The organism is Chryseobacterium cucumeris, assembly GCF_001593385.1.
Classification (GTDB): Bacteria; Bacteroidota; Bacteroidia; order Flavobacteriales; family Weeksellaceae; genus Chryseobacterium; species Chryseobacterium cucumeris.
Genome location: NZ_LUVZ01000023.1, coordinates 197,068 through 222,735 on the forward strand (window position 1 = coordinate 197,068; position 25,668 = coordinate 222,735).

Annotated in this window: 26 protein-coding genes; 11 read left to right on the plus strand and 15 right to left on the minus strand. The window is 35.8% G+C overall.

Annotated elements, in window-relative coordinates; translation table 11 throughout:
- The first annotated feature begins 452 nt into the window (after positions 1-452).
- The 5 genes from A1704_RS13300 (at position 453) to A1704_RS13320 (ending at position 8,180) form a co-directional block, all read left to right on the plus strand.
- Positions 453-1,895: a helix-turn-helix transcriptional regulator gene (locus tag A1704_RS13300; RefSeq protein ID WP_157885771.1), complete on the plus strand. Its 1,443-nt coding sequence runs from the start codon at positions 453-455 to the stop codon at positions 1,893-1,895.
- Positions 1,896-2,726: 831 nt separating this feature from the next.
- The gene (locus A1704_RS13305) at positions 2,727-4,685 is read left to right on the plus strand and encodes a beta strand repeat-containing protein (RefSeq protein WP_131797509.1); all 1,959 of its coding nucleotides are present in this window, start codon (positions 2,727-2,729) and stop codon (positions 4,683-4,685) included.
- A 340-nt stretch (positions 4,686-5,025) separates the two neighbouring features.
- Positions 5,026-5,733, plus strand: coding sequence for an aspartate/glutamate racemase family protein (locus A1704_RS13310; RefSeq protein WP_065119644.1), 708 nt, complete (start codon positions 5,026-5,028; stop codon positions 5,731-5,733).
- A 46-nt stretch (positions 5,734-5,779) separates the two neighbouring features.
- Entirely contained in the window at positions 5,780-6,730 is a 951-nt protein-coding gene (locus tag A1704_RS13315; RefSeq protein ID WP_062674136.1) for a BPSS1187 family protein, read from the plus strand.
- 340 nt (positions 6,731-7,070) lie between these two features.
- Positions 7,071-8,180 carry a heparan-alpha-glucosaminide N-acetyltransferase domain-containing protein gene (locus A1704_RS13320; RefSeq protein ID WP_062674138.1) on the plus strand — a complete coding sequence of 370 codons (1,110 nt, stop codon included), beginning with the start codon at positions 7,071-7,073 and terminating at the stop codon, positions 8,178-8,180.
- 77 nt (positions 8,181-8,257) lie between these two features.
- Here A1704_RS13320 and A1704_RS13325 read toward each other — a convergent pair whose 3' ends face one another.
- The 3 genes from A1704_RS13325 to A1704_RS13335 all read right to left on the minus strand — a co-directional run bounded on the left by A1704_RS13325 (position 8,258) and on the right by A1704_RS13335 (position 9,997).
- Complete coding sequence (locus A1704_RS13325; RefSeq protein WP_062674140.1) at positions 8,258-8,611, minus strand: cupin domain-containing protein; 354 nt, start codon at positions 8,609-8,611, stop codon at positions 8,258-8,260.
- A gap of 19 nt (positions 8,612-8,630) precedes the next feature.
- Positions 8,631-9,050, minus strand: coding sequence for a DoxX family membrane protein (locus A1704_RS13330; protein WP_062674142.1), 420 nt, complete (start codon positions 9,048-9,050; stop codon positions 8,631-8,633).
- Positions 9,051-9,205: 155 nt separating this feature from the next.
- Entirely contained in the window at positions 9,206-9,997 is a 792-nt protein-coding gene (locus tag A1704_RS13335) for a helix-turn-helix domain-containing protein (protein WP_062674144.1), read from the minus strand.
- A gap of 165 nt (positions 9,998-10,162) precedes the next feature.
- Here A1704_RS13335 and A1704_RS13340 point away from each other — a divergent pair, with 165 nt between their 5' ends.
- Positions 10,163-10,675: a thioredoxin family protein gene (locus A1704_RS13340; protein WP_062674146.1), complete on the plus strand. Its 513-nt coding sequence runs from the start codon at positions 10,163-10,165 to the stop codon at positions 10,673-10,675.
- A gap of 36 nt (positions 10,676-10,711) precedes the next feature.
- Here the strand turns inward: A1704_RS13340 and A1704_RS13345 are convergent, their stop codons facing one another.
- The 6 genes from A1704_RS13345 to A1704_RS13365 all read right to left on the minus strand — a co-directional run bounded on the left by A1704_RS13345 (position 10,712) and on the right by A1704_RS13365 (position 13,399).
- Positions 10,712-11,341 (minus strand): hypothetical protein, encoded by a 630-nt coding sequence (locus tag A1704_RS13345; protein WP_062674148.1) that lies wholly within the window; start codon positions 11,339-11,341, stop codon positions 10,712-10,714.
- A 130-nt stretch (positions 11,342-11,471) separates the two neighbouring features.
- The gene (locus tag A1704_RS13350; protein ID WP_131797510.1) at positions 11,472-12,068 is read right to left on the minus strand and encodes a hypothetical protein; all 597 of its coding nucleotides are present in this window, start codon (positions 12,066-12,068) and stop codon (positions 11,472-11,474) included.
- 137 nt (positions 12,069-12,205) lie between these two features.
- Positions 12,206-12,601: a DUF7674 family protein gene (locus tag A1704_RS13355; RefSeq protein WP_062674152.1), complete on the minus strand. Its 396-nt coding sequence runs from the start codon at positions 12,599-12,601 to the stop codon at positions 12,206-12,208.
- A gap of 51 nt (positions 12,602-12,652) precedes the next feature.
- Positions 12,653-12,784, minus strand: a complete 132-nt coding sequence (locus A1704_RS25010) for a hypothetical protein (RefSeq protein ID WP_262486817.1) — start codon at positions 12,782-12,784, stop codon at positions 12,653-12,655.
- An 82-nt stretch (positions 12,785-12,866) separates the two neighbouring features.
- Positions 12,867-13,223: a DUF7674 family protein gene (locus A1704_RS13360; RefSeq protein ID WP_062674154.1), complete on the minus strand. Its 357-nt coding sequence runs from the start codon at positions 13,221-13,223 to the stop codon at positions 12,867-12,869.
- Between the two features lie 11 nt (positions 13,224-13,234).
- A complete protein-coding gene (locus A1704_RS13365) occupies positions 13,235-13,399 on the minus strand; it encodes a hypothetical protein (RefSeq protein ID WP_238590615.1) in 165 nt (54 codons plus the stop codon).
- A gap of 347 nt (positions 13,400-13,746) precedes the next feature.
- On the opposite strand from A1704_RS13365, the gene A1704_RS13375 reads away from it, so the two are divergent.
- The 5 genes from A1704_RS13375 (at position 13,747) to A1704_RS13390 (ending at position 18,059) form a co-directional block, all read left to right on the plus strand.
- Entirely contained in the window at positions 13,747-14,760 is a 1,014-nt protein-coding gene (locus A1704_RS13375; protein ID WP_062674158.1) for a nucleoid-associated protein, read from the plus strand.
- Between the two features lie 61 nt (positions 14,761-14,821).
- Positions 14,822-15,784 (plus strand): hypothetical protein, encoded by a 963-nt coding sequence (locus tag A1704_RS13380; RefSeq protein ID WP_062674160.1) that lies wholly within the window; start codon positions 14,822-14,824, stop codon positions 15,782-15,784.
- 320 nt (positions 15,785-16,104) lie between these two features.
- On the plus strand, positions 16,105-16,275 hold the full coding sequence (locus tag A1704_RS24495; protein WP_157885772.1) for a bacteriocin-like protein: 171 nt from the start codon (positions 16,105-16,107) through the stop codon (positions 16,273-16,275).
- A 79-nt stretch (positions 16,276-16,354) separates the two neighbouring features.
- On the plus strand, positions 16,355-17,209 hold the full coding sequence (locus A1704_RS13385) for a GLPGLI family protein (protein WP_062674161.1): 855 nt from the start codon (positions 16,355-16,357) through the stop codon (positions 17,207-17,209).
- A gap of 79 nt (positions 17,210-17,288) precedes the next feature.
- Positions 17,289-18,059 carry a cyclase family protein gene (locus A1704_RS13390; RefSeq protein ID WP_062674163.1) on the plus strand — a complete coding sequence of 257 codons (771 nt, stop codon included), beginning with the start codon at positions 17,289-17,291 and terminating at the stop codon, positions 18,057-18,059.
- A 67-nt stretch (positions 18,060-18,126) separates the two neighbouring features.
- Here the strand turns inward: A1704_RS13390 and A1704_RS13395 are convergent, their stop codons facing one another.
- The 6 genes from A1704_RS13395 to A1704_RS13420 form a co-directional block, all read right to left on the minus strand.
- Positions 18,127-18,879 carry a succinate dehydrogenase/fumarate reductase iron-sulfur subunit gene (locus A1704_RS13395; protein ID WP_047434364.1) on the minus strand — a complete coding sequence of 251 codons (753 nt, stop codon included), beginning with the start codon at positions 18,877-18,879 and terminating at the stop codon, positions 18,127-18,129.
- 12 nt (positions 18,880-18,891) lie between these two features.
- Positions 18,892-20,808: a fumarate reductase/succinate dehydrogenase flavoprotein subunit gene (locus tag A1704_RS13400; RefSeq protein WP_062674165.1), complete on the minus strand. Its 1,917-nt coding sequence runs from the start codon at positions 20,806-20,808 to the stop codon at positions 18,892-18,894.
- 11 nt (positions 20,809-20,819) lie between these two features.
- The gene (locus A1704_RS13405; RefSeq protein ID WP_062674167.1) at positions 20,820-21,476 is read right to left on the minus strand and encodes a succinate dehydrogenase cytochrome b subunit; all 657 of its coding nucleotides are present in this window, start codon (positions 21,474-21,476) and stop codon (positions 20,820-20,822) included.
- 16 nt (positions 21,477-21,492) lie between these two features.
- Complete coding sequence (locus tag A1704_RS13410) at positions 21,493-22,923, minus strand: anion permease (protein ID WP_062674169.1); 1,431 nt, start codon at positions 22,921-22,923, stop codon at positions 21,493-21,495.
- A 20-nt stretch (positions 22,924-22,943) separates the two neighbouring features.
- Positions 22,944-24,110, minus strand: coding sequence for a porin (locus A1704_RS13415; protein WP_062674171.1), 1,167 nt, complete (start codon positions 24,108-24,110; stop codon positions 22,944-22,946).
- Positions 24,111-24,260: 150 nt separating this feature from the next.
- Positions 24,261-25,310, minus strand: coding sequence for a linear amide C-N hydrolase (locus tag A1704_RS13420; protein WP_062674173.1), 1,050 nt, complete (start codon positions 25,308-25,310; stop codon positions 24,261-24,263).
- Positions 25,311-25,668 lie beyond the last annotated feature (358 nt).

Consider the following 25,668-nt stretch of genomic DNA (forward strand, 5'->3'; position numbering starts at 1 on the left):
TGCTGCCAGGTGGAAATAGGTGCTTTTATAGCAGATGTCGTGAAGTTATATCATGTGTTGTGAGTCTTTATTAATGAGTATTTAGATGTATGATGTATGTGTGATGTATGTTGTTTTTATGTATTTTTTATTACTTTTTTTAACCTTGTGAAAAATAAAATAGATACGTGTATAAGAAAAGTTATCCACTGATCTCCTCGTGAGATTCTGAATTTTGCATAAAAATTAATATCATCCGGAAAAGGGTGAATTTTATAATAATTGTATTACATGGAACAGAAAATTGTGATGGATAGGGAAGTATTGCCTTGTTTTTTTCTGTAATGATTATGCCTCCAAATTTGTAATTATTGATCTGAATAATAGTTCTATTAGGTCATTATCAGTAGTTTTTTATCTTCAATTAACTATTTATTATTATGTTCTTTTTAAAAAAAATCAATAAAATAATTTTGCTTTCCTTACTACTATGCTGTTCGGAATTATTGTCCCAACACTATACAGAAAGTAATATTGATACTTTACTGATAAAAACAAACGAAGTACTTCGGACAAGAATATCCGACGATGATCTTATCCGTTGGAATAAACGCATCATAAAAGAAGCAATCCGGATTGGCTACCGTGAAGGAGAGGCAATAGGGTATACCAATATTGCCAACCGGTTTATATTTGGAGGTGATGTAAAGAAGGGGCTGGAATATTTAAAGAAGGCTGAAAATATATCCAGGAAAAGCAATAATAATTTTCTTTTTGGTAAAATTAATCAGGAGTATGCCCAGGTTTATAGTAAAATGGATGTGAGCAGGTTGGCTTTGGAATACAATTCAAAAGCGATGAATTATGGTTTGAAGCTGCGAAAAGATAACCGGGACTGCCGCCTGTTTTTACGCTATGTCTATTCAACCAGATCTGTATACATGTATAAGATAAAACACCCTGATTCTACCATTATTTATCTTCATAAATCTATGAAAATAGATGCAAATCCTCTCGATATAGCTAATATTGCACAACACTATACTTTATTTGAATCGAAGCCTGATTCTGCTTGGTATTACTTTCAAAAAGCTTTTACGATTTTAGAAACCAGGAACTTCAAACATAACAAATACCAGAGAGCTGTTGTTTTACAGAACTATGGGGTATTTCTGCACAGTCAGGGAAAAATCAGCGAGGCCATCGATTCAATTAAGAAGTCGATCGGGCTTGCAAAACAGGTCAACAGACCCAAGCTTATTCTTGACAATTATAAGGAATTGTCTACACTTTATAAAAAAGAAGGTAATTCTGATAAAGAAAATGAATATCTGAACAAATCGATCTTATTGCAAGACAGCTTGGATGCCAACCAAAACCAAGCCATAGATCTTTCCATTAACATATTGAATAAAGAAAGGGAAAATGAAAAGGCTCAACTTAAAAATGAAAATAATACCGCTTTGTGGTATAGTGGTATCTCCATGTTTTTAGTTATTTTAATTGCTGTTTATTTTTATTTGCGTATAAGAAAAAAGAAAAAGAAGCTTGCGGAAAGCGAAAAAATAATTATTGAAATAGGAAAGGAAACAAAAGACTTAAAAAGAAAACTCAGTGAAAATTATGAGCATATTATTCAACTTGCCAAAGAAAAAAAGGTTGATTTTTTTCCAAAATTTCAGGAAACCTATCCGGAGCTATATAAGGAATTGTTAAAAATAAATTCTAATCTTTCCAAGTCGGATTTAGCTTTTTGTGCTTTGATATGGCTAGGCTTTTCTTCAAAGGAAATTGCACATTGTATCTCTATGGAGCACAGATCTGTACAGACAAAAAAATACAGGATACGGAAAAAACTGAATCTGGAAAGCGAGACAGATCTGTATCTTTTTTTCAGATCTATAACGGAGCCATAGAAATTTTGAATAGCATAATGAAACATTCAGCCTTGTATTATATAGATTTTCATTTTATATCTATTAATTTAATTAATGCCAACTTTAAGAAAATGTTTTTTTATTAGGTTATAAATAATCTATTATTTGATTAAGGGGATAATAGGGTAGAATTTTTTTTTTCAGGTACTTGAGATTCTGTCATTACATTATTTTCTCCTCTGAGTTATCGTCAAGGAATTTAATACTTTTTCTTATCATATTGGAATTTTGAGTTTTTAATAAATTTATCATAAAAAGAATGTAGCTGCTGAGTTTTCCGGTTAGCTTTTTCATACCGATTAATAAGCAGTTTAAGGATAATTCTCTTAATTAATCAAAATGTTTCTTTTTTGAATGGTAATAGATGTCCAATATCATTTCGGAACTTTGCTGTCTACTTTTACTTCAGGCATATTAACCAGTTAATTTGATCATTTATTATTTGGGAGCAATACTCCTTATTTCTATGATTGAAAAAAATAAATAACTGTTTGTTATATTATTAACTCTGAATACAGACGTTTTCAATTTGCTTTTTGTTAAGTATATACAAGAATTTATTGTAATTTTTATAAAAATATAGCAGGTATATTAAATATATTGTTTTTGTGAATTAGTAATGCTTTTATATGAGTTTTATAGTATTTGAGATGTGATGTACTATTGATGTATGCGAAATGCATGTGTGTTGTATGGTTCTATTTTGAGCTTCATTTTAAGTGTTCTAATATTGTTGATGTTATTTATAACATTATTCACACACAAATGATTTTTTTTAATATTAACTAATTTTTTAAAATTAATTCACAAATGATGAAAAAAAATTTATTACTAACAAGTATGTTTGTTATCTTTTCCCTGTTGGCCAAGTCACAAGTGGGGATTAATACAGCGAATCCTCAGGGAATACTTAGCGTTGATGGGCTAAAAAATAACCCACCCACAGGAGTACCTACCGCAGCTCAGGCTAAAGATGATTTGATGATGTCCCCCAATGGTAATCTGGGGATTGGTACAATTACTCCCGGTACAACATTGGATTTGAACGGAGCGATTACCAATCGTGAAACAACATTGGATGTTACAGGTAATTCTGTTACTATTCCAGCTAATGTAAGTCAGGTACAACTTACGGGGTCAGCTACCTCTGACATAGCTGTTGTAGCCCCTGCAGCTCCTAATGCAGGTCAGCGCCTTATTGTCTACAATAATACCACAGGTGGGTTTGGGGCTACTTTGAATGGCGTTACTGTTCCCAATGGTAAAGCTTTAGAATATATATACAGTAACTCTGGATGGAGATCTATTAATGGTGGTTCAGGGGGAGCTTCTTCTGTCAATATTTATAATGCGGATGGTACTATTACTGGTCACAGAAGAGTAATACAGGGAGGAAATACCTTAGCATTTACAGGTACAAAGACCAATGCATTTTCTGTGGATGGAAGTACCTTTTCTGTGGATGCGGCTAATGACCGTGTAGGTCTCGGCACCACAACACCCGATACCAAGCTTACTATCAGTACACCAGATAATAGCTTTGGATTGAATCATACCAATGGTACAGTTAATTTTAAATCCTATATCGGAGGAGGTGTAGTTTCTGTGGGGACCACTACTGCTAATGATCTGAGATTTACTACCAATAATACTCAGAAAGTGAGTATTACCTCAGACGGAAATGTTGGAGTAGGGACTGTGACCCCCACTAATAAACTGGTGATAGCTGGAAGCAATGCCCAGCCTTCTGCACTGGGTACAGCAACTACCAATGCCACACTTCGGGTTGATGGAAACAGTAATCATGCTCTTGATTTCGGAACCTATGCAAACTCTCCTTATGGATCTTATATTTCAAGCCAGAACAAAACAGCTGCTACAGGACTTCCTCTGGTGTTAAATCCAGCAGGGGGGAATGTAGGTGTTAACACAACTCCGGGTACAGCAATGGATGTGAATGGAGCGATTACCAATCGTGAAACTGTACTAACTGTTTCTGGTAATAATGTTACCGTTCCGCCTAACGTAAGCCAGGTACAGCTCACTGGTGCTGCTACAGCAAATGTGGCTATTTCGGCTCCAGCAGCTCCAAATGCGGGCCAGAGACTGATCGTTTATAATAATACTACAGGAGGATTTGGAGCTACACTGGATGGCGTTACCGTTCCCAATGGTAAAGCACTGGAATATGTTTTCAGTAATTCTTACTGGAGATCTACCGATGGGGGTACTGTTGGAGTAAGCTCAGCTAATATTGGAGATATTAAGGCAAGTTTTTCAGTTTCTGATCATAACGGATGGGTAAAACTAGATGGAAGACCAACAGGTGGTCTGACTACTACTCAAAGAGCTGCGGCAAATTCTTTAGGTTTTGCATCATATATTCCTAATGCCAGTAACTCTTACTTAGTACAGGATGGTACAAGATTGGGAAGTATTAACAGTAACAACTCCCGTATAATAGCAAGGAATCAATTGCCTGATTTTCAGTTATCCGGTACAACCAGTTCTGCTGAGCCTACTATAAAGTATGATATTATCAATAACAATGGTAGACCAGCAACTGATACTTATTCATATACCTTCTTAGCTGGAAAAATTGGTACAGGTACGAGAAATCTTGATCATGTTAATACTAATGTATTATACCAGAATCCGCACTCCCATTCATTTAACACAAATAGTGTAAACGGTGGTGTAGCGCAGCAGTCCATCAATATACAGCCTCAAAGCTTAAGTGTGAATATGTTTGTTTATTTAGGGAAATAAGTAGCATATCTTATCAATAAAATATAGAAATGTAAGATCTGTAATTTAGTAAATAGAAAGATAAGGATTTCTTATTTGTTGAAAATCTGCAACATAGGTTTTTGATATGAGACCATTTTCAAGATATAAAAATAAGCTATGCTTTTTGGTATAGCTTATTTTCATTACGAATATAATCTGCAATGGATCATAGCCTAATTTTAAGGTAATTGAAATTAGGAATGAATAATTTAAAGATTATATGAAATATTATTAAGATAAAAATAAAAAATACTTCAATTAATTTATGTTTAATTACAATACAAGTTCTATAGATAATCATCAAAATATGCAGCATCCTATGTTACGAAAATTAGGTCTTATCGGAGGTCTTTCCTGGCATTCAACGCTGGAATATTACATGTACCTGAATCAAACCATCAATGATCATTTCGGTAATAATACAAATCCTCCTCTTGTATTAGTAAATCTTGATCAGTATTGTATGCATCAGTTACAAAAGTCGGATCAATGGGATGCAATAGCAAGAATGCTGATTGAGGCTTGTGATCAGTTGTATAAAGCCGGAGCATCTGCCGCAATGTTTTGTGCCAATACACCTCATAAAGTGTATCATGATGTGCAACGGCATAGCATGATTCCCATACTGCACATTGGAGATGCAATAGGCGCTGCAGTCCGGAAAAAAGGGCTCTGTAAGGTTGGGCTTATTGGAACAATATTTACCATGGAGGAGCCATTTATTGCAAAAATCCTAAAAGATAAATATGATATTGATATAATGGTACCCGACCAAGAGAAAGACCGAGAAAAGCTTCATACCATTATACAAAAAGAACTGTCTCTTGGTATTTTAAAGCCTGAAACAAAAAAATACATATTGGATCAGATTGCAATTCTGGAATCAAAGGGTGCGGAGGGTATTATATTAGGATGTACTGAATTTCCCCTTATTATAGGGCAAAATGATCTGAATATACCGATATTCAATACCACATTGCTACATGCTCAAATGGGAGTAGATTTTATCCTGAGATCTGAGTTTTAATATTTGTTTAAAGAGTTTTTAATTGTTTAATTTAATTATATATATTATGGAGAAAAAGATTTCGTTATCTGCTATTGCGACATTTATTTTACTTGTCATGGTAAGTTTGTCCGCAAATTTGACAGCGCAAAAGATAAGTCCGACTATTGATTTTTCAGCATATAAAAGACTCAAGGTGAAACCCAGTGAAGCTGACCCTTCAGTAAAGAATTGGGACAGTGCGCATCGTGTAATTTATGACAAGGCCATTAAAAACAATAAAGTGTTGTTATGGCTTACGGGAACCGGAGGATCAACTGATCATGTTCCTCAGAGCTTTTTTAAAACAGCATTGGACCAGGGATACAGAATTATTGCACTCTCTTTTATGAGTGCACCTGGAGTTTCGCAGGTCTGTAAAGGTGATTATTTGAGTCAAAATGTTGACTGTGCTGCTGAGTTTCGTAGGAAACGTATTTATGGTGATAATACTTTTCTGCCTATTCCGGATCAGTATCAGGATGCCATTGTACCTCGCCTGACAAAACTTTTACAGTATTTGTCGAAAAATGATAAAGAGGGTGTCTGGTCTCAATATCTGGATCAGAACACAGGTAAACCTCTTTGGAGCAAAATTGCCATCGCTGGTCAATCCCAGGGGGGAGGAATGGCTGAATTTATTGCCCAGCATGAGTCTGTAGCAAGAATTATCAGCTTTTCTGGTGGCTGGGATTACAGTGATTCTAAAACAAAAAAAATTGCAGGCTGGTACTCTCAAAAACTGGTGACATCACCCCAAAATGTTTTTGCAACCTACCATGTGAAAGAAGGTGCTGCAACAGAGCTAGCGAAAATTTGTAAAGAACTTCATATTCCTGCAGAGAATGTTTTTGCTTTAGATCAGCCTATTAGTCAGCAATCCAATAAGCCTGTTCATGGTAATCCCTATCATACGGAAGGTATTAAAAACCCGGAGTATAAACCGATCTGGATAAAAATGCTTGGTTCGGGGCTATGATTTCTAAAAGATCACATTATGGTTCCGAGTTATAAGTTTAGATATGATAAGAACTCTTCCGTCCGGAAGAGTTTTTTTATTAAAAGATAGGGAGTATTAACCGTTTCACTTTCGGACAATTCGAGGGAAAATTACATGCTTGAACGTTGGAAATACTATTCTAATTAATAGTGGAGTAAGTATTTAAGTATTACTGTTTTATGAAAATTGATTCATGAATTATGAGAAGTGGTTTTAATTTGTATATTTGATTTTTATTTAGAATAAATAAAAATATAATTTAAGGAAATCATTAATGAATACAATTTTGTCCATCTAATCCAAATTCTCATTAAAAACTATGGAATCACAAAACAAAAGAATCCTTACTCTGGATATAATAAAGGGTATAAGTGTCATCGGAATGATCATTATACATACTTTATTGGTGTATGCCAATGTAAAATCACAATATGAAACAGCTGTCGGCAGTTTTATTGTTTTTCTTGGAAGGGGAACTTCCATTTTTCTGATCTGTATGGGAATTACTTTCATGACTTCCAGCCATCAAAGTGTTAAAAGTGCTTTAAAACGAGGTGTTTTATTGGTATTTGCAGGCCTCTTGATGAATTTTATGAAGTTTATGATTCCTGTCATTTTTAATTTTGCTCCCGATAATTTTATTCAGAAATACGGATGGCATGCACCCATCGAGCAACAGTATGTATATCTGGTGCAGTTAGGTGATATTTTACAGCTGGCGGGGATGTCTTTATTATTTGCCGGCTTTATCAGGGCGTATGTGAAAAATAAATATATCATTCTGGCATTAGGTTTATTCGTTGCGTTGATATCCAGAGAGGTAAGCGGACTTACTCTTGATTATCCTGTGATCAATTATATCCTGGATCTTCTTTTCAATACCGATTATCCTGCCTACGTGTATTTTCCTGTTTTTCCATGGATGGCTTTTATCATCATCGGAATGTTTTTCGGGAAATGGTTTCAGGAACTGAACTACGATATCAAACAAATATTTAGAAAAATGCTGTATGTAGGATTATTGTTCATTGCTATAGGAGCACCGTTGGTTTTTCTATATGGAGATTATAATTACAACGGTTTTTATCATATGGGTCCTGGAGGTGTTATTTATTTTGCAGGCTGGACTTTACTATTTTTATGGTTAATCAATACCATGACTACCAAAGTTAAAGAAAATGGTTTTATACGTGTCTTAAAATACTGCAGTAAAAATTTAACCTCAATGTATATGATCCAATGGATACTGATCTCATGGGGAAAAGGAATTTTCGGATACAGACAACATGAAATTGGATATGTATCTGTACTTATTCTATTCTATATCATGCTCACATTTTCAGTACAGACTTTGGTAGATATTATAAGAAAGAAAAAAACATTAATAGATTTCAATTCACTATCACCGGACAAAACAGCTTTGAAATAATAAATGCAACCCTATTTTTTTGAATTATAATAAACCACAGTAAAAAAGTTTTACTGTGGTTTTATCTGGCTATCAGCCTAAAGAATTTCCACTTCTTCCGGTATAATAAAAAGAATGATACAGCCCTGCTCTGACTTCACGGCATGTTTGAAATTTGGAGGAGTGTATAAATAATCAACACTTTCAAGCCGGGCTCCTGCAATAATTGCATCACCTTCCATGATAAACAATTCTTCTCCTGCAGGATGATTGTGATAAGGATAGCTGGCTCCTGGTTCAAATTTTAAAAGAATACTGGTAGAACGTTTTTTTTCAGGATCAAATTTCAAAGATTTTACAAAAATCCCTTCATAATGAATCCCTTTCTCAATTAAAGGCTGCCATTCTTTCTGTTCTGTTTTTACGATGTAATCGTGGATGTTGGTGTTCATAATATGTAAATTTTAATTGTTATTGATGTAAAAGTTTGTCTAAACTCCATACGTAACGGGGAAAAGTACGCAGAAGAAACGCTCCGGCACTGAATGCGAAGACTGAATAGTCCAGAGGCTCTTTAATTCCAAAAGAAATGCTCATGGCTATTGCGAAAAATAAAGAGAGAATAGAGGCGTACGTTGCTGTTCTTTTTATCTGAAAACCTAAAAGAAGCAGGATTCCGATTGACAGTTCAGCAATGGTAGATAATATTGCAATAATGGCTGCCCAAGATTGTTGTAAAAATGAATTGGTTTCCGCGGTATAATGAACAAAATTTTTCCAGCCGGAAGATTGTGCTCCCCAAAGATTCATTCTGCTTGCCACAGCAGATAAAAATCCGACAGCCAGAGCAATTCTTAATAAAAAAACGGCGGCATCCTGTTGCGTTTTCATACGTATAATTTTTAGGTTTTAATTACAGTACAAAGTTCAGCGAAAGCCGTTGCCTAAAGAATAGACAATTCTGGAAAAAGCATATAATATCTGAGGGAAGAAGGAAGTTAATAAGAGGCTGTTAATTTTTTTTCTTCAGACTGAAACTCCTTTTTTTACATTTCCTTTACCACTTTCTGATACTCTTTTGGAGAACGTGAGGTATGTTTTTTAAAGAAGTTTGAAAAATAGAAAGGATCATTAAAGCCTAGCTGGTAGGCGATTTCTTTTACGGTAAGTTTTTCGTAGAGTAAAAGTCTTTTGGCTTCGGAGATGGTAAGACTGTAGATCACATTCTGAGCCGTTTTGTTGGTATGAAGTTTTGAAATCTCATTCAGTTTGGCTTCAGTAGTTCCAAGAAGATTTGCAAAATGAGAGACCTGATAATTGTCTTGGAAATGATCTCTTACACTTTCAAGGAATTTTAAAAATAAAGCATCCGGTTTCCAGATTTCATCACCATTGGCAATTTTATTGCGGTTGATTTCCACCAATAGCAATTCAACCATAGAATGCGTAGAGATCAGATACTGGTAAGGCTGTTCCTGAATTTCTTTTTCAATAACATTCAGCGTTTCAGTAAAAAATGAAGGGTTTTGTATAGCAATCATTTCATTCATTCCAAAATGACAGAAGAGACCATTGTGGAAAATAAGCTCAATATCATTGTCGCTTTTACAGAAATAATCCAGCGTGAATTCCAGAGCAATCACTTCTCCTTTCACCGATTTTAACTGATGAAACTGCCCTGAGGTAATCGTTACAACTTGCCCGGCTGCCATGATGAAAATATTTTCATCAATCAGAATTTCTGCATTTCCGGACTGGCACCAGAATAAGGTGTATCTGATGACTCTTCTTGGTTCCGAATGCCCGGACTGATGAGAATATTTTTTTATTTCAATCATTTTGCAGACCTGTTAGAGATTGGGGTACTTCTATTTTTATACTGTGAAAGAAATTTCTTTGTTATAGACGAAATTACAAAATGTTTAACTAAAATGATTGAAAACTAGAATTATATTATTGATAAAAATACCTAAATTCGTTTAAGTTTTAAATAAAAATTCAGAATGAAATACTCTAAAATTATTATCGTTGCAACCTTGTTACTGTTCCAGTTGGGAGCAGCACAGGAAAATGCAGATGTTGTATTAAATAAAGCTTTCACAGAAGCTAAAGCAGGAAAGAAAAATGTTTTACTGGTGTTCCATGCTTCATGGTGCAAGTGGTGCAAAATGATGGAAAAGAATATGGATCTCCCTGAAACCAAACCTATTTTTGATAAAAGATTTGTCACCGCATATGTAGACGTTCAGGAAAGAGGTGATAAGAAGAGCCTTGAAAATCCAGGCGGGCAGGAACTTATGAATAAATATAAAGGCGGAAACGCGGGGCTTCCTTTTTGGCTGATTCTAAATCCAAAAGGAGAAGTATTGGCAGATTCTTTTGATGCTAAAGGAGAAAATCTGGGATCACCAGCGACACCGGAAGAAGTAGCCACTTTCATTGCCAAGCTGGGGAAAGCCTCAAAACTAAGTAATGAAGAGTCACAGATTATAGAGAAAGTCTTTGTAAAGAAATAAAAATAAAATCCCGGGAATATTACCTGGGATTTATTTTTATAATGAAGGTACATGAAGTTTATTATCTTTCCATATTTCTTTGATGGAATCATTGGTTTCTATTCTTTCTGGAATAAATTTTTTGTCGATTTCATCACATGCTTTTACATACGATTTAAAATCACCCACATTGAATTTTTTATAATATTCAATGTCTTCATTAGAAAATAGAAGTTCCCAATTTTTTTGTGTTTTCATATTCTTATACAGTTCATAATATTTAATTTTATTCATAATCTTTCCCCGTATACTGCTTAATGCCATATCCTGAGCCGTGACCACGCATCCCATTTTCTGATAATAGATTAAGGTAAACTTAGAATAATAACGGTATAAATCTACAATCCTTTTGTCATTTCTATCTATAAGAGAAGATATTGCATTGATTCTTATAAATGTACTTCCGTTAACCGCCAAATAAAACAGTTCATCATTGGTTGCTGTTTTATCAATTTCATTATACATTTCGGATAATTTGGAATACTTGTCTGTATCATAATCCTCTTTAATCGTTAAGTCAAAATATTCTTTATCTATAGGGTCGATAAGTTGTTTTAGCTGGTCGGAAATCTGGGCATTGAATAAGTATAATGAAAACAGAAAGAATAGTGAAAATTTTATTTTCATGGTATGGTTTATCAATAAACGATCTTTGACATATATTATTATAGAAGGTTTATCAATGAAAACTTCCTGGATCTTAATAAGACAGGAAGTTTTTTTAGTTTAATAATTAAGAAATAAGGGGTAACTACAATTATTTATAAGAATATTCAATATTGCTCCATAAAACCTGATCTCCTGTTTTGATCATTTCATAAGGAGTAGAAAATATATTGACAAAAATATTTTCGTATTGGGTGGTCCCAAAATGAGCGCTTTTAGTAATCAATAGGGCGTCATGATCATCTCGGGGGACTTTTTTAACATATCTGTACGTTCTTTTTAAAGTGAACGAAGAAGTGTCTTTATGGAAATCACCAATGTAAGTTGGCTTATTATTGTTATTCTCTTTGATCATTACAGAATCATTCACCATGGTAAAACTGTAAGTAAAATCTGTAGTTGAGGTTTCTGACAGCAACTTGATAGTCTTGTTTTTAAGATCAAGGCTTATTTTTTCCCAGGCGGGTTCCTGGTACAGACTCCAATACTTGTTGAGATAAGATTCATCCGGAGTAGATTTTTCTCCTTTTGCCCCCTGGTACAACACGGTATTTTTTACAACATAGCTTTTAAATTGAAACTGGTAAACATTTTTATCAACAGGTCTCGGATCATCAATCGTATTGTCATTATTCTCACATGAGATCATCGATAACGACAGCATCGCAATGTAAAATGGGTATTTCATCGGTACTTTTTGCAAAAATAGGCCTTTTACACGGACTTGTGAAATAGAATAGGATGAAAATTCCCTGTAATAGGCACCAAAAGTAAAAAGACGAAAGAGCAAATGTATGGATTCGCCTTTTCGTCTTTTAATTTCATTTATTTTCCAAAATACATCTGATCCTGCTTCTGTTGTTCATTATAAATGATCTGAAAGCTTACAGGCATATATTGGTAAAGAAGTTTCCAATGTTGGATCTTTGCGTGTTTCTTGAAGCTTTCGAAAGATCTTACAAAAAGGTTTTCAATCATGGTTCTTACATAAGAATTCCCGTTTCTGTAGATCCAGTCCATCAACTTGATGTGATGGGCAATGATATTGATCTTCGATTCCTGCAGCAGGTGCTTCAGATAATTCACGGTAGCCTGCATGATCCCGGCGAAATTGTCCTGTACAGACAGCTGGGTGATTTCATTGCGAAGTGGCGGATAGAAAAATTTTAAGTATTCAACAGCTATTTTTTGATTAATAGTTTGCATTTGTACTTTCATCATAATTAAGAATTTTTCAAACACTTTATATTGCAGCGAAATGTATACCAAAATTTAAAGACAGGCAGCAAAAATAAATACTCCGACGATCACAGCGATGTGAGTGAGTAATATTTCTGCATTGTGCCTGTTAGTAGTGGTTTTCCAGGTTTTCCAGTCTGAAATTCTTCTGATTTTATTTTTCATAATCTATTGATTGTGAGTTATTTTTATTTTTGTTTAATTTAAACACTTTGTAATGAAACGGATAAAAAATGTAACAAAACGGTTATATGCCGTGAGTGTAAATTTGTCTTGAATATACTTTCTGAAGGTTGGCAGAAATGTGACTAAAAATCACTTTTCTGTATTCTTCACTGCAGAAAGCGGTACAATTGTCCAGAGAATAAATAAAAGTAGTTTCAATAGCATTCTTCAGTACCGTGTCTCCGTCAGTATAAATTTTGTCCATTTTTTGTAAACTTCTGAACAGCAGATTTCTGTCATTCTGTCGGATCATGTTTTTAATACGTTCCGTGAAGGTGCGGATAATGCTGTATGAGTTTTGAATTTTAATCTCTTTTACTTCGTTTTCAAAATCGGGAACCACATCAGTGATTTCCTTTACGGCTTGTAAATAGTTCATCGTATTATATTTTAATGGTGATAGTTTTCGAGCATTTTGATGAAGGCTCCAAAAATGAAAATGGTTAAAAAAGCAAAAAAGAGCATATGATAGGGCTTAAACCATTTTGGAGTTGCAGGTCCTTTGCTTTTTAACCTTCTGAGCTTGTCGATTCTGTTTAAAGTCTTTAAGTCCATTTTTCTATGTTTTCAAATCATAATGCCAATGGTATTCCGATGAAAATAGAATGTAATTAATATGTTGGTAATTAATAAATTATGATTTTATAGTTGAGTTTTTTAAACAAAAAAGCCTGTCAAAATGATAAGGGTTTTATCAATTTGGAAAAAATAAAAAGACAAAAATTGCTGCTATCACACCTTCTTATTAATCTGAGGACTGATAATTCCCATCCTTTGGAGGGGTGGCGAAAATTCAAAGAATTTTTGACGGGGTGGTTAAAAGAGAGTAGTATAAAATGACATTTTTTAAGTTTCGCAGTAAGGATAAGAATGAATATCTTTGCAGTCCAAATATTCAGAAAATGTTTTCAAAAATAATAGTACACAGAGTCGGAAATAAGATCAACGGAGATTCGCTTACACTTTCCCAGGAGGAATTGAAGCTGGAAGAAGGAATGGCAGAAATGCTTGAAGACTACTTTTTAGGTTCTTTTAAATCGGAAGAAACCTTCCATTTTTATAGTGACACTTATCTGGTGAATAATCCGGTTTACAGTGCAGTATCTGAAATTTTTGATGATAAATCCAAGTTTATCTGGGAATCTGAGAATATTGCCAAACATCTTTTCGAGGCTGCTGAGAACCCGAGAGTTCAGAGTGGAGAGCTTTTCATCGTACTTTTCGAAGATGAAAGCGACCGTCCGGACAGAGTGGATAAAATCGGGATTTTTAAAACGGAGAAGAGAGAATCTTTCCTGAAAATCAATCCTGCTGAAGAGACATTTGATATTGAAAAAGACCAGGGTATTGGTTTATCCAAAATTGATAAAGCAGCTTTGATCTACAACAACAATAAAGAAACAGGATATGTACTTTCTGTAGTTGATAACAACAAAAACGGGGATATGTACTACTGGTTCGAAGATTTCCTGAAAGTAAAACAGCGTGATGACGAATATTTCCACACGCAGGAAGCCCTGATGGTGTATAAAGATTATATCACCAAACAACTTCCTCAGGAATTTGAAGTTTCCAAAGCAGACCAGGCAGATTTCCTGAATAAGTCTATCAATTTCTTCAAGGAAAAAGAAGAATTTAAGCTGGATGAATTTGCCAATGAAGTACTGGGTGATGAGCATGTAATTGAAAGTTTTGTGAACTTTAAAACAGATTACGAACAGGATATGCAGGTGAATATTGCCGAGGAATTTCCAATCAGTGAAGCTGCGGTGAAAAAGACACAGAGACACTTTAAAAGTATTATTAAATTAGATAAAAACTTCCATATCTACATCCACGGAGACCGACAAAAAATCGAGATGGGTGAGGATGATAAAGGAAAATATTACAGACTTTATTTCGAAAAAGAGGTATAAAAAGAAATCTCCGGTTCCATAATAATATCATAACTTTATTGCTGATTACAAAATAACAGTTATGAAATTTATGATCATTTTCTGGGGAATTTTTCTCTTTTTTTTCTGCGTTCCTTTTCCGATTTTCATTTATATGATGAGTGAAGAGCTGGCAACAGAACCGAGAAATTCATTAGCGGTGAGCTATGGGTATCTCGGTTTTTCTTTGTTAATATGGGGATATGTGATTATTTTCTTTATCAATAAGCTTTTCATTACAACTTTTAAAGAGAAAAATACGATAAAGTCTATTCTTAGGAACGGAATACCAAGAGAAGCCAAAATCATTGATTATAAACTCCTCAAATACATTGCTAAGAAAAACATGAATCTCATTCAGGTTACGCTTTCATTTCCTAATCTCAGCAATACGGTGATAGAACATAAAACGATGTTTCATGATTCTAAACCATACGAAAAAAGATTTGACGCAGGAAACAAAGTAAAAGTACTGCTGAATCCTCAGGCATCAAAGGAGCCTTACTTTATTTTAAGCGATCAGAAAGTGGGATTCAATACATCAGGAATGATTTTAAGAATTGTGTTTCTTGTATTATTGATTGCTTATGTTATTGGCTTATACTCTTATTTCTATTGGAGAGAATCCTTTGATTTCGGCTGGAGGTTTCTGACATTCATGCACCCGATTATTTTCAGCGGGGTGATGACCATTATGTATGTCCTGGTTTTTCAGTTGATTTTTGGCAGGCTTTTAAAAAATACAAAAGAAGAACGTATTCTTTTTTCAGGAAGAAATGCTGAAGCCAATATCATCAGTGTAAGTGAGACAGGTCTTCTTGTTAATAATCAGCCACAAATCATGTTTCAGGTAAGTTTTAAAGATTTCAGAGGAACTGAACATATTGCGGTATATAAGAAAATTGTCAGCTTTCTAAAGCTCTCTTCCATTCCTAAACAGGGAACTATTGAGATTATGTATGATGAGGATGATCCGAAGAAGATTATAATTCCCAGAGGAGTTTAGGGAGTAAAAAGGCGAAATAGCAAAAAGGCAAAACCACTAAATCTGATAATATGACATCAGAACAATTACATATTTTCAGACTTTAGATGTAAAGTCTCTGTTTGACATTGACTATTTAACATATAAAAAAATATCCAAATGATTTTTTTTTATGAATACATTTTGTTTAAGTAACAGGATAAAAATCAATTTAATTTTACACGGAAATTTTTAAGTAAAAAACATGTATTTCTAAGATAAACAAATACTTAACATAATAAAAAATGTCCTTCAGATGTGAATTAGTTGTATATATTTGATACTTACTAAAAACATATTTTATGAAAAAATTAAAAAAAATGACTCGTGAAGATCTTAAAACTGTAAAAGGAGGTGTTAAACAAGTTTGGATTGCAGAATTTTGTGGCCAGACTGCTACTACAACTCAAGATTGGACTGCAGAACAAGCAAATCAATGGCTTGCTAATCTTGAAGCAAATTACTGTAATTAATATTTGTTTCATATTAATTATTGCACTTATGGCTTTATTATGTTATAAGTGCATTTTTTTTGCAATCAAAAATAATTCTATGTATTACTATAAAAAATTATTTCAATTATTAGCCTTATTTTTTAGTGTCTTATTTTTTTCTCAATTACATAAAAAAGATAGTCTGCGTGGTGAATTTACCTATTTATTAAAAGCTAAATTGAATACATCAACTCCTGATTATAGACATGAAGAATTTTTTTCATTACAGATAGGCGATGAACGTGCTTTTTTTGCGAGTATTCAGTCACTGAAAAGAGATTCTGTATTCCAAGCACTTCCAATAAAAACTTTAGAAAATGGAGCAAAACTGTTAAGTTCGAAGGGAATGTCTATCCCAAAAACAAAATTTTCCTTTACTATAATACAATCAAATGAAAATATACAGTATTTTAACTTAGTTGGAATGTCAATACTTACCTATAAAGAACCGATCATTAAAAATTGGAATTTGAGTAATGATACAAAAATAATAAACACAATTAATTGTAAAAAAGCGGAAGTTACCTTTAAGGGGAGAAATTGGATCGCTTGGTACTCTCCCGAAATTCCATTACCCTATGGGCCATATAAATTTAGCGGATTGCCTGGATTGATTGTTAAAATAACAGATGATAAAGGAGAATATGATTTTGAGCTAGTAAAGTCTACACCTACATTTAAATTAAAAGGTAAATTAATAAAGATAAACGAAAATAGATATAATGAAGCTTTTGAAACGACTCGACCGAAATTTGAAAAAGCGTTAAAAGATGCTAATGCAAATTTAATTGGTGTACTTCAAAGCTCTGAAACCACTATTATACAAGGTCAAGAAATGATAAGACAAAGACAAAAAGAACGAGAAGAAAACAAAAAATATGAAAACCCGATAGAATTAGAAAAAGATCAGTAATGGCTAATCTGTTTTCGTTTGCTAATATCTATTCGTTTTTTTGCCTTATTCATTATCTTTGTCTTCTTAGCTAAATCATATGAAAACAACACTTGTCGATCTGACAAAACCTATCCAATACAATGCAGGAGATCCGTGGTTCATGCGGGTGAAAATTAAACATAAAGCCCACAGAAAATCACATTGGTTGATCCGTCTTGCATTGAGGCTTCCATCAAGGCTTTTTCCTAAAAACTGGACAGGCTGGGCAGATGACACGATCAAAAATATGGGACTTCATGCTACTACACATATTGATGCTCCCTGGCATTATGGCCCTGTAGTGGAAGGGAAGCCTGCCAAAACCATAGACCAGATTCCGTTGGAATGGTGCTATGGAGACGGAATTGTGATTGATTGTACGCATAAAGAAGATTTTGTTGCTATCACTGTTGAGGATTTGAAAAAAGATCTCTATAAAAACGGAATTACCATTCAGGAAGGAAATATTGTTCTGATCAGAACGGATCGTGACAAAATGATGGGAACTCCAGATTTTGTGGAAAAAGGCACCGGAATGAGTAAAGAAGCTACAGAATGGCTGATTGATCAGGGCGTAAAAGTAATGGGAATCGACCAATGGGGCTGGGATCTTCCTTTGAAATATATGGCTCAGAAAGCCAAAGAACTCAATGATCCTGAATTTTTCTGGGAAGGCCACCGCGTAGGCATCGAAAAAGAATATTTACACATCGAACAGCTTACAAATCTGGGCGCACTACCTCCATCCGGATTTAAAATCTGTGTATTTCCCCTTAAAATTGTTGGCGGTTCTGCTGCTCCCGCCAGAGTAGTGGCGATGATAGAATAAGAAATAAAAGGACGAATTTGAATTTACAAATTCGTCCTTTACTTATGATCATCTTTGCTTTCTCAGATTAATTTTTCTTTCTGAAAAACAAAGCTCTGTTGTATTCAAAATTCATTCTGGCAATATTCAAAACAGAAATTCCCTGAGGACATTCTACTTCACAGGCTTCCGTATTGGAGCAGTGCCCGAATAATTCCGTATCCATTTGAGCCACCATATCCAGCACTCTCTTGCTTCGTTCTTCTTTTCCCTGAGGAAGGAGTGCCATGTGAGTGATTTTTGCAGAGGTAAATAAAGCTGCACTTCCATTTTTACAAGTGGCAACACAGGCTCCACATCCGATACACGCAGCAGAATCAAAAGCTTCCTCAGCTGTCTGGTGAGTCACCGGAATTGCTGTAGCATCAGGAGCCTGGCCTGTATTCACAGATACAAAACCTCCTGAAGATATAATTCTGTCAAAAGCAGAACGGTCTACTTTTAAATCTTTCTTCACCGGAAATGCTTCAGCACGGAATGGCTCTATCAGAATCGTTTCCCCATCTTTAAAGGACCTTAAGTGAAGCTGACAGGTGGTTGTATTTTTCAAAGGACCATGGGCAATACCATTAATCATCATCCCGCATTGTCCGCAGATGCCTTCACGACAGTCATGATCAAACTCAACAGGTTCATCACCCTCAATAATCAGTTTTTCATTTAAAGTGTCCAGCATTTCTAAGAAAGACATGTGAGAATTCAATCCTTTCAGGTCGTAACCTACCAGTTTTCCTTCACTTTTTCTGTCTTTCTGTCTCCATATCTTAAGATGTAAATCCATAATTTTCTGTTTTTATTTGTAACTTCTTACCGTTGGCTGAATTTCTTCAAAGATTAAAGGTTCCTTAATAATTTCAGGTTCACCATTTTCCCCTTTCCATGCCCAGGCAGAAATAAATTGGTATTCCGCATCATTTCTCATAGCTTCTCCGTCCGGAGTCTGATATTCTTCTCTGAAATGAGCTCCACAGGATTCGTTACGGGTTAAGGCATCGTAGCACATCAGTTCTCCGATTTCGAAATAATCGGCTACACGGCCTGCTTTTTCCAGTTCGGTATTCATTTTATCTCCCTGTCCGGAAACCCTTACGTCTTTGTAAAATTCCTGTTTCAGTTTTCGGATTTCCTGAATGGCATATTTCAACCCTTCTTCATTTCTGGCCAGTCCGCAATAATCATAGAGGAGCTTTCCTAAAGTTTTGTGGAAATAATCAACGGTTTTGGTTCCTTTAATATTAATGAAATTGTTGATCTGATCTTTAACAGCCTTTTCAGCTTGTTCAAATTCAGGAGTATCCGGTGAAATTTTTCCGGTGTGAATTTCATCTGCCAGATAATTGGCAATCGTGTAAGGCGCAATGAAATATCCGTCTACAGACGCCTGTAAAAGAGAGTTGGCTCCTAATCTGTTGGCTCCGTGATCGGCAAAATTAGCTTCACCTAAAGCAAACAGTCCGGGAACAGTAGTCATCAGTTCATAATCTACCCAAAGTCCACCCATTGAAAAGTGGGCAGAAGGAGAGATCATCATAGGTTCTTTATACGCATCATATCCTGTTATTTTAAGATACATATCGAATAAGTTTCCATATTTTTCTTTAATCTTATCTTTTCCCTGTTCCTGTATTGCTTTGGAAAAATCAAGATATACTGCATTTTTCAAAGGCCCGATTCCGAAACCGGCATCAATTCTTTCCTTGGCAGCACGGGAAGAAATATCCCTTGGAGCAAGGTTTCCGAAAGCCGGATATCTTCTTTCAAGATAATAATCCCTTTCATTTTCCGGAATGTCATTGGGTTGTCTTGTTTCCCCTTCTTTTAATGGAACCCAGATTCGGCCGTCATTACGTAATGATTCAGACATTAAAGTCAGTTTGGACTGATAATCTCCGGATTGCGGAAGGGAAGTAGGGTGTACCTGAATCCAGCTTGGGGAAGCCATTAAAGCTCCTTTTTTATGGGCTCTCCAGATGGCAGAACCGTTACATCCCATGGCAAGGGTTGACAGATAATAAATTTTTCCGTAACCTCCGGTTGCCAATATTACAGCGTGGGCGGCATGTCTTTCAATATCTCCTGTGTCTAAATTCCTTACGATAATTCCTCTGGCTTTCCCATCAACAGTAACCAGATCCAGCATTTCATGTCTTGAAAATAATTGCACGGAACCTTTTCCAACCTGTCGCATTAAAGCCTGATAAGCTCCCAGAAGAAGTTGCTGCCCCGTTTGTCCTCGCGCATAGAAAGTACGGCTCACCTGAACTCCTCCGAAGGATCGGTTGTTCAGATATCCGCCATATTCCCGCCCGAAAGGTACACCTTGTGCAACAGCCTGGTCGATGAGGTTCAAAGAACATTCTGCCATTCTGTAGACATTGGCTTCACGGGCTCTGAAGTCTCCTCCTTTTAAGGTATCTACAAACATTCTGTAGACACTGTCACCATCATTTTTATAGTTTTTGGCGGCATTCACACCTCCCTGTGCTGCCACAGAGTGTGCTCTTCTCGGGCTGTCCTGAAAACAGAATGATTTGACATTATATCCCATTTCCCCTAAAGAAGCTGCGATTGAACTTCCCGCCAATCCTGTTCCTACAACAATCACATCCAGTTTTTTACGGTTGGCAGGGTTTACGAGTTTTGCTTTCTTTTTATAATTTTCCCATTTATGTTCCAATGGGCCTTGTGGTATTTTTGAATCTAAAATCATAATCGTTCCTTTTAATGATAAGTGAAGAATACATACACAGGCATCAATGCAAAACCTACACAGATAATGATTGAATACGCAATCCCGATAGTTTTGAACCATTGTACAAACTTAGGATGATATAATCCCAGAGTTCTTACAGCACTATGGATCCCATGAATCAGGTGATAGCATAAAGCGATCATTGATACAACATAAATGATAACGTACCACCATTCTTTAAAGACATTCACTACCAGAATGTAGAGGTCTTTATTTCCGTTTTCATCCAAAGGAGGATTTCCGAATTTATAGATATACCAGAAGTTCTGGAAATGGATCACCAGGAAAATCAGAATTAATGTTCCCAGGATTCCCATATTTCTGGAAGCCCATTTGCTAGCTCTTCCACGTCTGTCCGTTTGATAACCGCCTCCTGATTTTTTATTTTTTAAAGTAATCATCAGTCCGTCTACTGCGTGCAGAATAATACTGGCATATAAAACGTAAGAGACTATTTTGATAATGATATTTCCTGATAAAAAATGCGAATAAGCATTAAACTGCAGGTGCGCTTGTTCTTGTGGAAGAAAAAGCTGAAGATTTCCAAGGAAATGAATCAACAGGAAGAATCCCAAAAAGAGTCCTGTAAGGCACATCAGCATTTTTCTTGACAGTGTTGATAACATATTTTTGATTTATTGGTTAATAATATCCTAAGACTTTCATCCACAATCCTCCTACAACCATATAAATGATCAATAGAACGATTCCAATTTCAAGACCTCTGAGCCACCAGACTTTCAGGTCAACATATCCGCTTCCGAAGAATACCGGTGCAGGACCGTGGCCGTAATGAGTAAGTACCCCGTAAATTGAACCCATGAAACCAAGCATCATTGCCAGCAGCATTGGTGGGATTCCTAAAGAAACACCCACACCCAGCAAGGCAGCATACATGGCCGCTACGTGAGCAGTAGCACTGGCAAAAATATAGTGACTGAAGAAATATACTACAATAATAACCGGGAAAGCTACCTGCCAGCTCAAACCTCCAATCTGTACTTTGATAAGGTTGCTGAACCATCCAATGAAACCTAATTCATTTAAAGAACTTGCCATCATCACCAGTACAGCGAACCAAACTATCGTATCCCAAGCTCCTTTTTCACCTTTTACATCTTCCCAGGTTAATACTGAGGTTAGTAGTAATAATGTTAATCCGATAAAGGCTGTAGTAGTAGCATCAATAGAAAGTGCTCCTCCAAATATCCAAAGGGCTAACAGAATGAAGAATGCCAGTAGCATCAGCCATTCATTTCTTGAGATAGGCCCCATTTCTTTTAATTTCTGAGCGGCCATTTTCGGAGCATCCCCTGTTTTTTTCAATTCAGGTGGATATAATTTATACAATACCAAAGGAACGATAAAGAATGCTACTGCACCCGGAATAAAACCTGCTGCTGCCCATGACATCCAGGTAATATCAATACCAAGGTTAGCGGCAAATTTCTGACACATTGGATTACTGGCTGTCCCGGTAAGGAACATAGAGGAAGCGATCAGGTTCATGTAATAACTGTTCAAAGTCAGGAATGACCCTAGCTTTCTATGGGTTTCCGGCTTTTCAGGAACAGAATCAAAGCTTATGGCCATAGACTTCATGATCGGGTAGATAATTCCACCTCCTCTTGCAGTGTTACTAGGAATAGCAGGAGCAAGACAAACATCGGCAAGTCCTAATCCGTAAGCCAATCCCAGTGAGCTTTTCCCAAAAACTCGGATGAATAAAAAGGCGATACGATTTCCTAATCCTGTTTTGATAAATCCTCTGGCAATAAAGAATGAAATCCCGATCAGCCAGATTACTTTATCTCCAAAACCGGAAAGCGCTTTGGTAATAGATTTCCCCGCATCTCCCGGAGCAACTACCTGCGTAAGGGCTGTAAATCCAATAGCCATCATACACATTGTTCCCATTGGAGCAGCTTTTAGAATAATTCCTAAAATGGTTGCCGCAAAGATGGCAAACAGATGCCAGGCATTCTCTGCAACACCTTCCGGAGCAGGAATGAACCATATGATCAACGCAACAACAAATGTGATCGCTACGTTTTTAATATTAATTTCTTTCATGATACTAACTATTTAATCGTTTAAAACCTACTCTGTACCTGTACAATGAATAGATTATTGTTGTATTGTGATGTGTTTTCCACCTGATGTTTGTAGCGGTCAAACTGTACTCCCAGCTGAATTCTTGCACCGTAATTTTTCAGGAATTCCAATCCGACCATCGGAGTGATTGTTTGTCTTGGGTTGGAAGCCATTCTGAAATTCGTATCAAGGTATTCGTAGCGGCAGGATAATTCGAAGGCGCTGAGATTTTTGTGGTTGATCTCATATCTTAGATTTGGAAGAAAATAAGCACCGCGGATAAGATATTGGTCAGGATTATCAGGACGTAATTCAGGTGCAATGGAGTTGTATAGAACGTGATTGGTTGCCTGTTTGGCTTCCAGCTGCATATCAAGGCTCCATTTTGGATCAAACTGGATCAGTGAACTTAGATCTACGCCCAGCGCATATACTTTTTTGCTGAAAACTTCTCCGGTACCTCCATTCAGACCTACATTGAAGTGGTATTTTTTTGATAATCCGAAAACCAGACGGGTAGAATACTGTTTTCCGTTGTCATTATCATTGATCTGGTTTTTTCCATTTCCATTCACTACTGAAACAGCATATTGGAAAGGAATTTCTCCCAGTTGAAGTTGCCCTGTAGCAGACATCCCGATCTGGAAGCTTGTCCAGCCCAGTTTTCCGAATTCTGTGTATTGATTGGACCAGTCTAAAGACTTGATAATATCAATAGGATAGGTCTCTTCGATACCGAACCAAGGTCTGAACTGTCCTACAGTAATTGCTAATTTGGGATTGAAAGTATACTTCAGGTAAGCATTTTCAAGAACTCTGCTTTTGGGATCATTTTTAAAATCGGCAAGGTTGGCCAAAACAACAACTTCCGTACGTTTACTGATCTGTGCCCGAACCTGAACCCTCATGTATTTGAGCATGAAATTATTATCAGTTCCGGAACCGTCGGTGTGATGAAGTCCGTTAACATCTACATCTTTACTCATTCCTACAAGGTAACGTGCCTGAAAAAGGCCTTTGATCTGCAGTTGCGGATATTTTACATTGTCTTCTTCCTGTGGAGGAGGTGTGGTCTTCAGAGAATCCTGATTTTGTGCATAAGCTGATAACCCACAGGCCAGCATACACAGGATCAGGCTTTTCTTTTTAATCGAAAAAAAGGCCATATCTATTTTTGTTTTTTTATTGTGAACTCTATTTTAACACAACTGCTTACTTATCCCCTCAAATTTTTGATTTTTAGTATTTCGTCTAATCATAATGGGGCATACTTAGTTCAATATCTACTAAGCACGAGTATTTTTTGTGGTTAAAATCTATTTTAATCCTAAGAACGTGAACGGTGCAGACTCTTTAAATTCTGCATTGGATTTTCCGTTATAAGTGCGGTTATTGCTGAGGTCAAGTTTCATCACTTTTCCTTTAGGGCTTAAATCAAAATCTTTAAGATCTACCCAAAAAGTGTTGGGAGTGAAAACCGTTTCAAAATAATACACCAGGTTTTTCTGATCCGAAACAGAACGCCATCTTGTTGACGAAATATTAGGTTCTGTTGCAGAAGTGATTCCATAAGGAACAGAACAGTTTCTGATCACACTGAAAACACTGGCTACTGCTGTGCGGGTATCTGCAGTCTGAGGAATCGCATTAATATAATAAGAAGCTCTTACAAAGCGGTCTGCAGCACGGTTTGTTCCCGGAAGCATAACCGTTCCCGGAATGCCCTTCCAGTAGTTGTTAAGAGCAAGCTGCTCTTCAAAAACCGGAGAGTTGGTCATTACCGTATAAGATGGATCATGATGAATAACCAATTTTCCGTCAATATATTCAAAAACAGCATTGTCTCCTGAAGCGTCGGAAATGGAAAGATGAACCGTTGTAAATCTTTCTGTTCCAGGAATATAATCACTTACAATAACGAAAGGTTCTTTTCGGGAGAATTCTACGGCCTCTTTTACTGTAGCAAAATTATCAAGATAATATTGTGCCCATAATGAAATGGCAATTCCCTTTTTACTTCCTTTTCCATCGAATTTTGGGTATTGGGATTCTCCTAGCCAGAGCAGGTTAGCTACCAGTCCCTTTTCATTCATTCCGTCTGCTGAAGCAATATCCCATGAAGAGCTGATGAGGCTGCCGTATTTGGCGGTCCATTTTACAGATTTTGGGCCTACAAGTCCGTTGCGGTCTATTCCTTTCGGGAGAACCCATAAGTTGGCGGGGATTTCGTCACGCCAGTCCATAGAACGAGCTGTAATAACAGTATTCTGGGGGCCTTTGTAAACTACCCTTGTACAGGCTTCTGAAGGATTCCATAATCCTATAGAGAGGATCAGAGAAAATAAAATTAATGGGAACTTTTTCATAATAGTATTATTTGAATTTAAATTTTATATAGAATTCATTGAGAATAATTCAATGGATTTTTATCATATTCATTATTCGGTGATATAAATTTAGCAAAATTTGTTTAAATAAAACAATTATTAAGGTTAATAATATGTAATCCATGTTATGAATCATGATTAAAGAGTGCATAACCTGATTATTGGATTTTTTTTCGTATATTTTAGATATTTGACATGAAAAAGGGGGAAAAATGAAGAATGTTTGAATGTGTTTTTGATTCTTTTTTTGCTGTAAATTTCTCATAAATACTTGGTGGAGCAGACTTTAAAATTAGATACCACAAAGAAGAAAGCTGTTTGAAAAAAACAGTATATT

Excerpts from the sequence above, each read along its gene's own strand:
- A1704_RS13305 (WP_131797509.1), top strand. The coding sequence starts at position 2,727 with ATGATGAAAAAAAATTTATTACTAACAAGTATGTTTGTTATCTTTTCC.
- A1704_RS13310 (WP_065119644.1), top strand. The coding sequence starts at position 5,026 with ATGTTACGAAAATTAGGTCTTATCGGAGGTCTTTCCTGGCATTCAACG.
- A1704_RS13315 (WP_062674136.1), top strand. The coding sequence starts at position 5,780 with ATGGAGAAAAAGATTTCGTTATCTGCTATTGCGACATTTATTTTACTT.
- A1704_RS13320 (WP_062674138.1), top strand. The coding sequence starts at position 7,071 with ATGGAATCACAAAACAAAAGAATCCTTACTCTGGATATAATAAAGGGT.
- A1704_RS13325 (WP_062674140.1), bottom strand. The coding sequence starts at position 8,611 with ATGAACACCAACATCCACGATTACATCGTAAAAACAGAACAGAAAGAA.
- A1704_RS13330 (WP_062674142.1), bottom strand. The coding sequence starts at position 9,050 with ATGAAAACGCAACAGGATGCCGCCGTTTTTTTATTAAGAATTGCTCTG.
- A1704_RS13335 (WP_062674144.1), bottom strand. The coding sequence starts at position 9,997 with ATGATTGAAATAAAAAAATATTCTCATCAGTCCGGGCATTCGGAACCA.
- A1704_RS13340 (WP_062674146.1), top strand. The coding sequence starts at position 10,163 with ATGAAATACTCTAAAATTATTATCGTTGCAACCTTGTTACTGTTCCAG.
- A1704_RS13345 (WP_062674148.1), bottom strand. The coding sequence starts at position 11,341 with ATGAAAATAAAATTTTCACTATTCTTTCTGTTTTCATTATACTTATTC.
- A1704_RS13350 (WP_131797510.1), bottom strand. The coding sequence starts at position 12,068 with ATGAAATACCCATTTTACATTGCGATGCTGTCGTTATCGATGATCTCA.
- A1704_RS13355 (WP_062674152.1), bottom strand. The coding sequence starts at position 12,601 with ATGATGAAAGTACAAATGCAAACTATTAATCAAAAAATAGCTGTTGAA.
- A1704_RS25010 (WP_262486817.1), bottom strand. The coding sequence starts at position 12,784 with ATGAAAAATAAAATCAGAAGAATTTCAGACTGGAAAACCTGGAAAACC.
- A1704_RS13360 (WP_062674154.1), bottom strand. The coding sequence starts at position 13,223 with ATGAACTATTTACAAGCCGTAAAGGAAATCACTGATGTGGTTCCCGAT.
- A1704_RS13365 (WP_238590615.1), bottom strand. The coding sequence starts at position 13,399 with ATGGACTTAAAGACTTTAAACAGAATCGACAAGCTCAGAAGGTTAAAA.
- A1704_RS13375 (WP_062674158.1), top strand. The coding sequence starts at position 13,747 with ATGTTTTCAAAAATAATAGTACACAGAGTCGGAAATAAGATCAACGGA.
- A1704_RS13380 (WP_062674160.1), top strand. The coding sequence starts at position 14,822 with ATGAAATTTATGATCATTTTCTGGGGAATTTTTCTCTTTTTTTTCTGC.
- A1704_RS24495 (WP_157885772.1), top strand. The coding sequence starts at position 16,105 with ATGAAAAAATTAAAAAAAATGACTCGTGAAGATCTTAAAACTGTAAAA.
- A1704_RS13385 (WP_062674161.1), top strand. The coding sequence starts at position 16,355 with ATGTATTACTATAAAAAATTATTTCAATTATTAGCCTTATTTTTTAGT.
- A1704_RS13390 (WP_062674163.1), top strand. The coding sequence starts at position 17,289 with ATGAAAACAACACTTGTCGATCTGACAAAACCTATCCAATACAATGCA.
- A1704_RS13395 (WP_047434364.1), bottom strand. The coding sequence starts at position 18,879 with ATGGATTTACATCTTAAGATATGGAGACAGAAAGACAGAAAAAGTGAA.
- A1704_RS13400 (WP_062674165.1), bottom strand. The coding sequence starts at position 20,808 with ATGATTTTAGATTCAAAAATACCACAAGGCCCATTGGAACATAAATGG.
- A1704_RS13405 (WP_062674167.1), bottom strand. The coding sequence starts at position 21,476 with ATGTTATCAACACTGTCAAGAAAAATGCTGATGTGCCTTACAGGACTC.
- A1704_RS13410 (WP_062674169.1), bottom strand. The coding sequence starts at position 22,923 with ATGAAAGAAATTAATATTAAAAACGTAGCGATCACATTTGTTGTTGCG.
- A1704_RS13415 (WP_062674171.1), bottom strand. The coding sequence starts at position 24,110 with ATGGCCTTTTTTTCGATTAAAAAGAAAAGCCTGATCCTGTGTATGCTG.
- A1704_RS13420 (WP_062674173.1), bottom strand. The coding sequence starts at position 25,310 with ATGAAAAAGTTCCCATTAATTTTATTTTCTCTGATCCTCTCTATAGGA.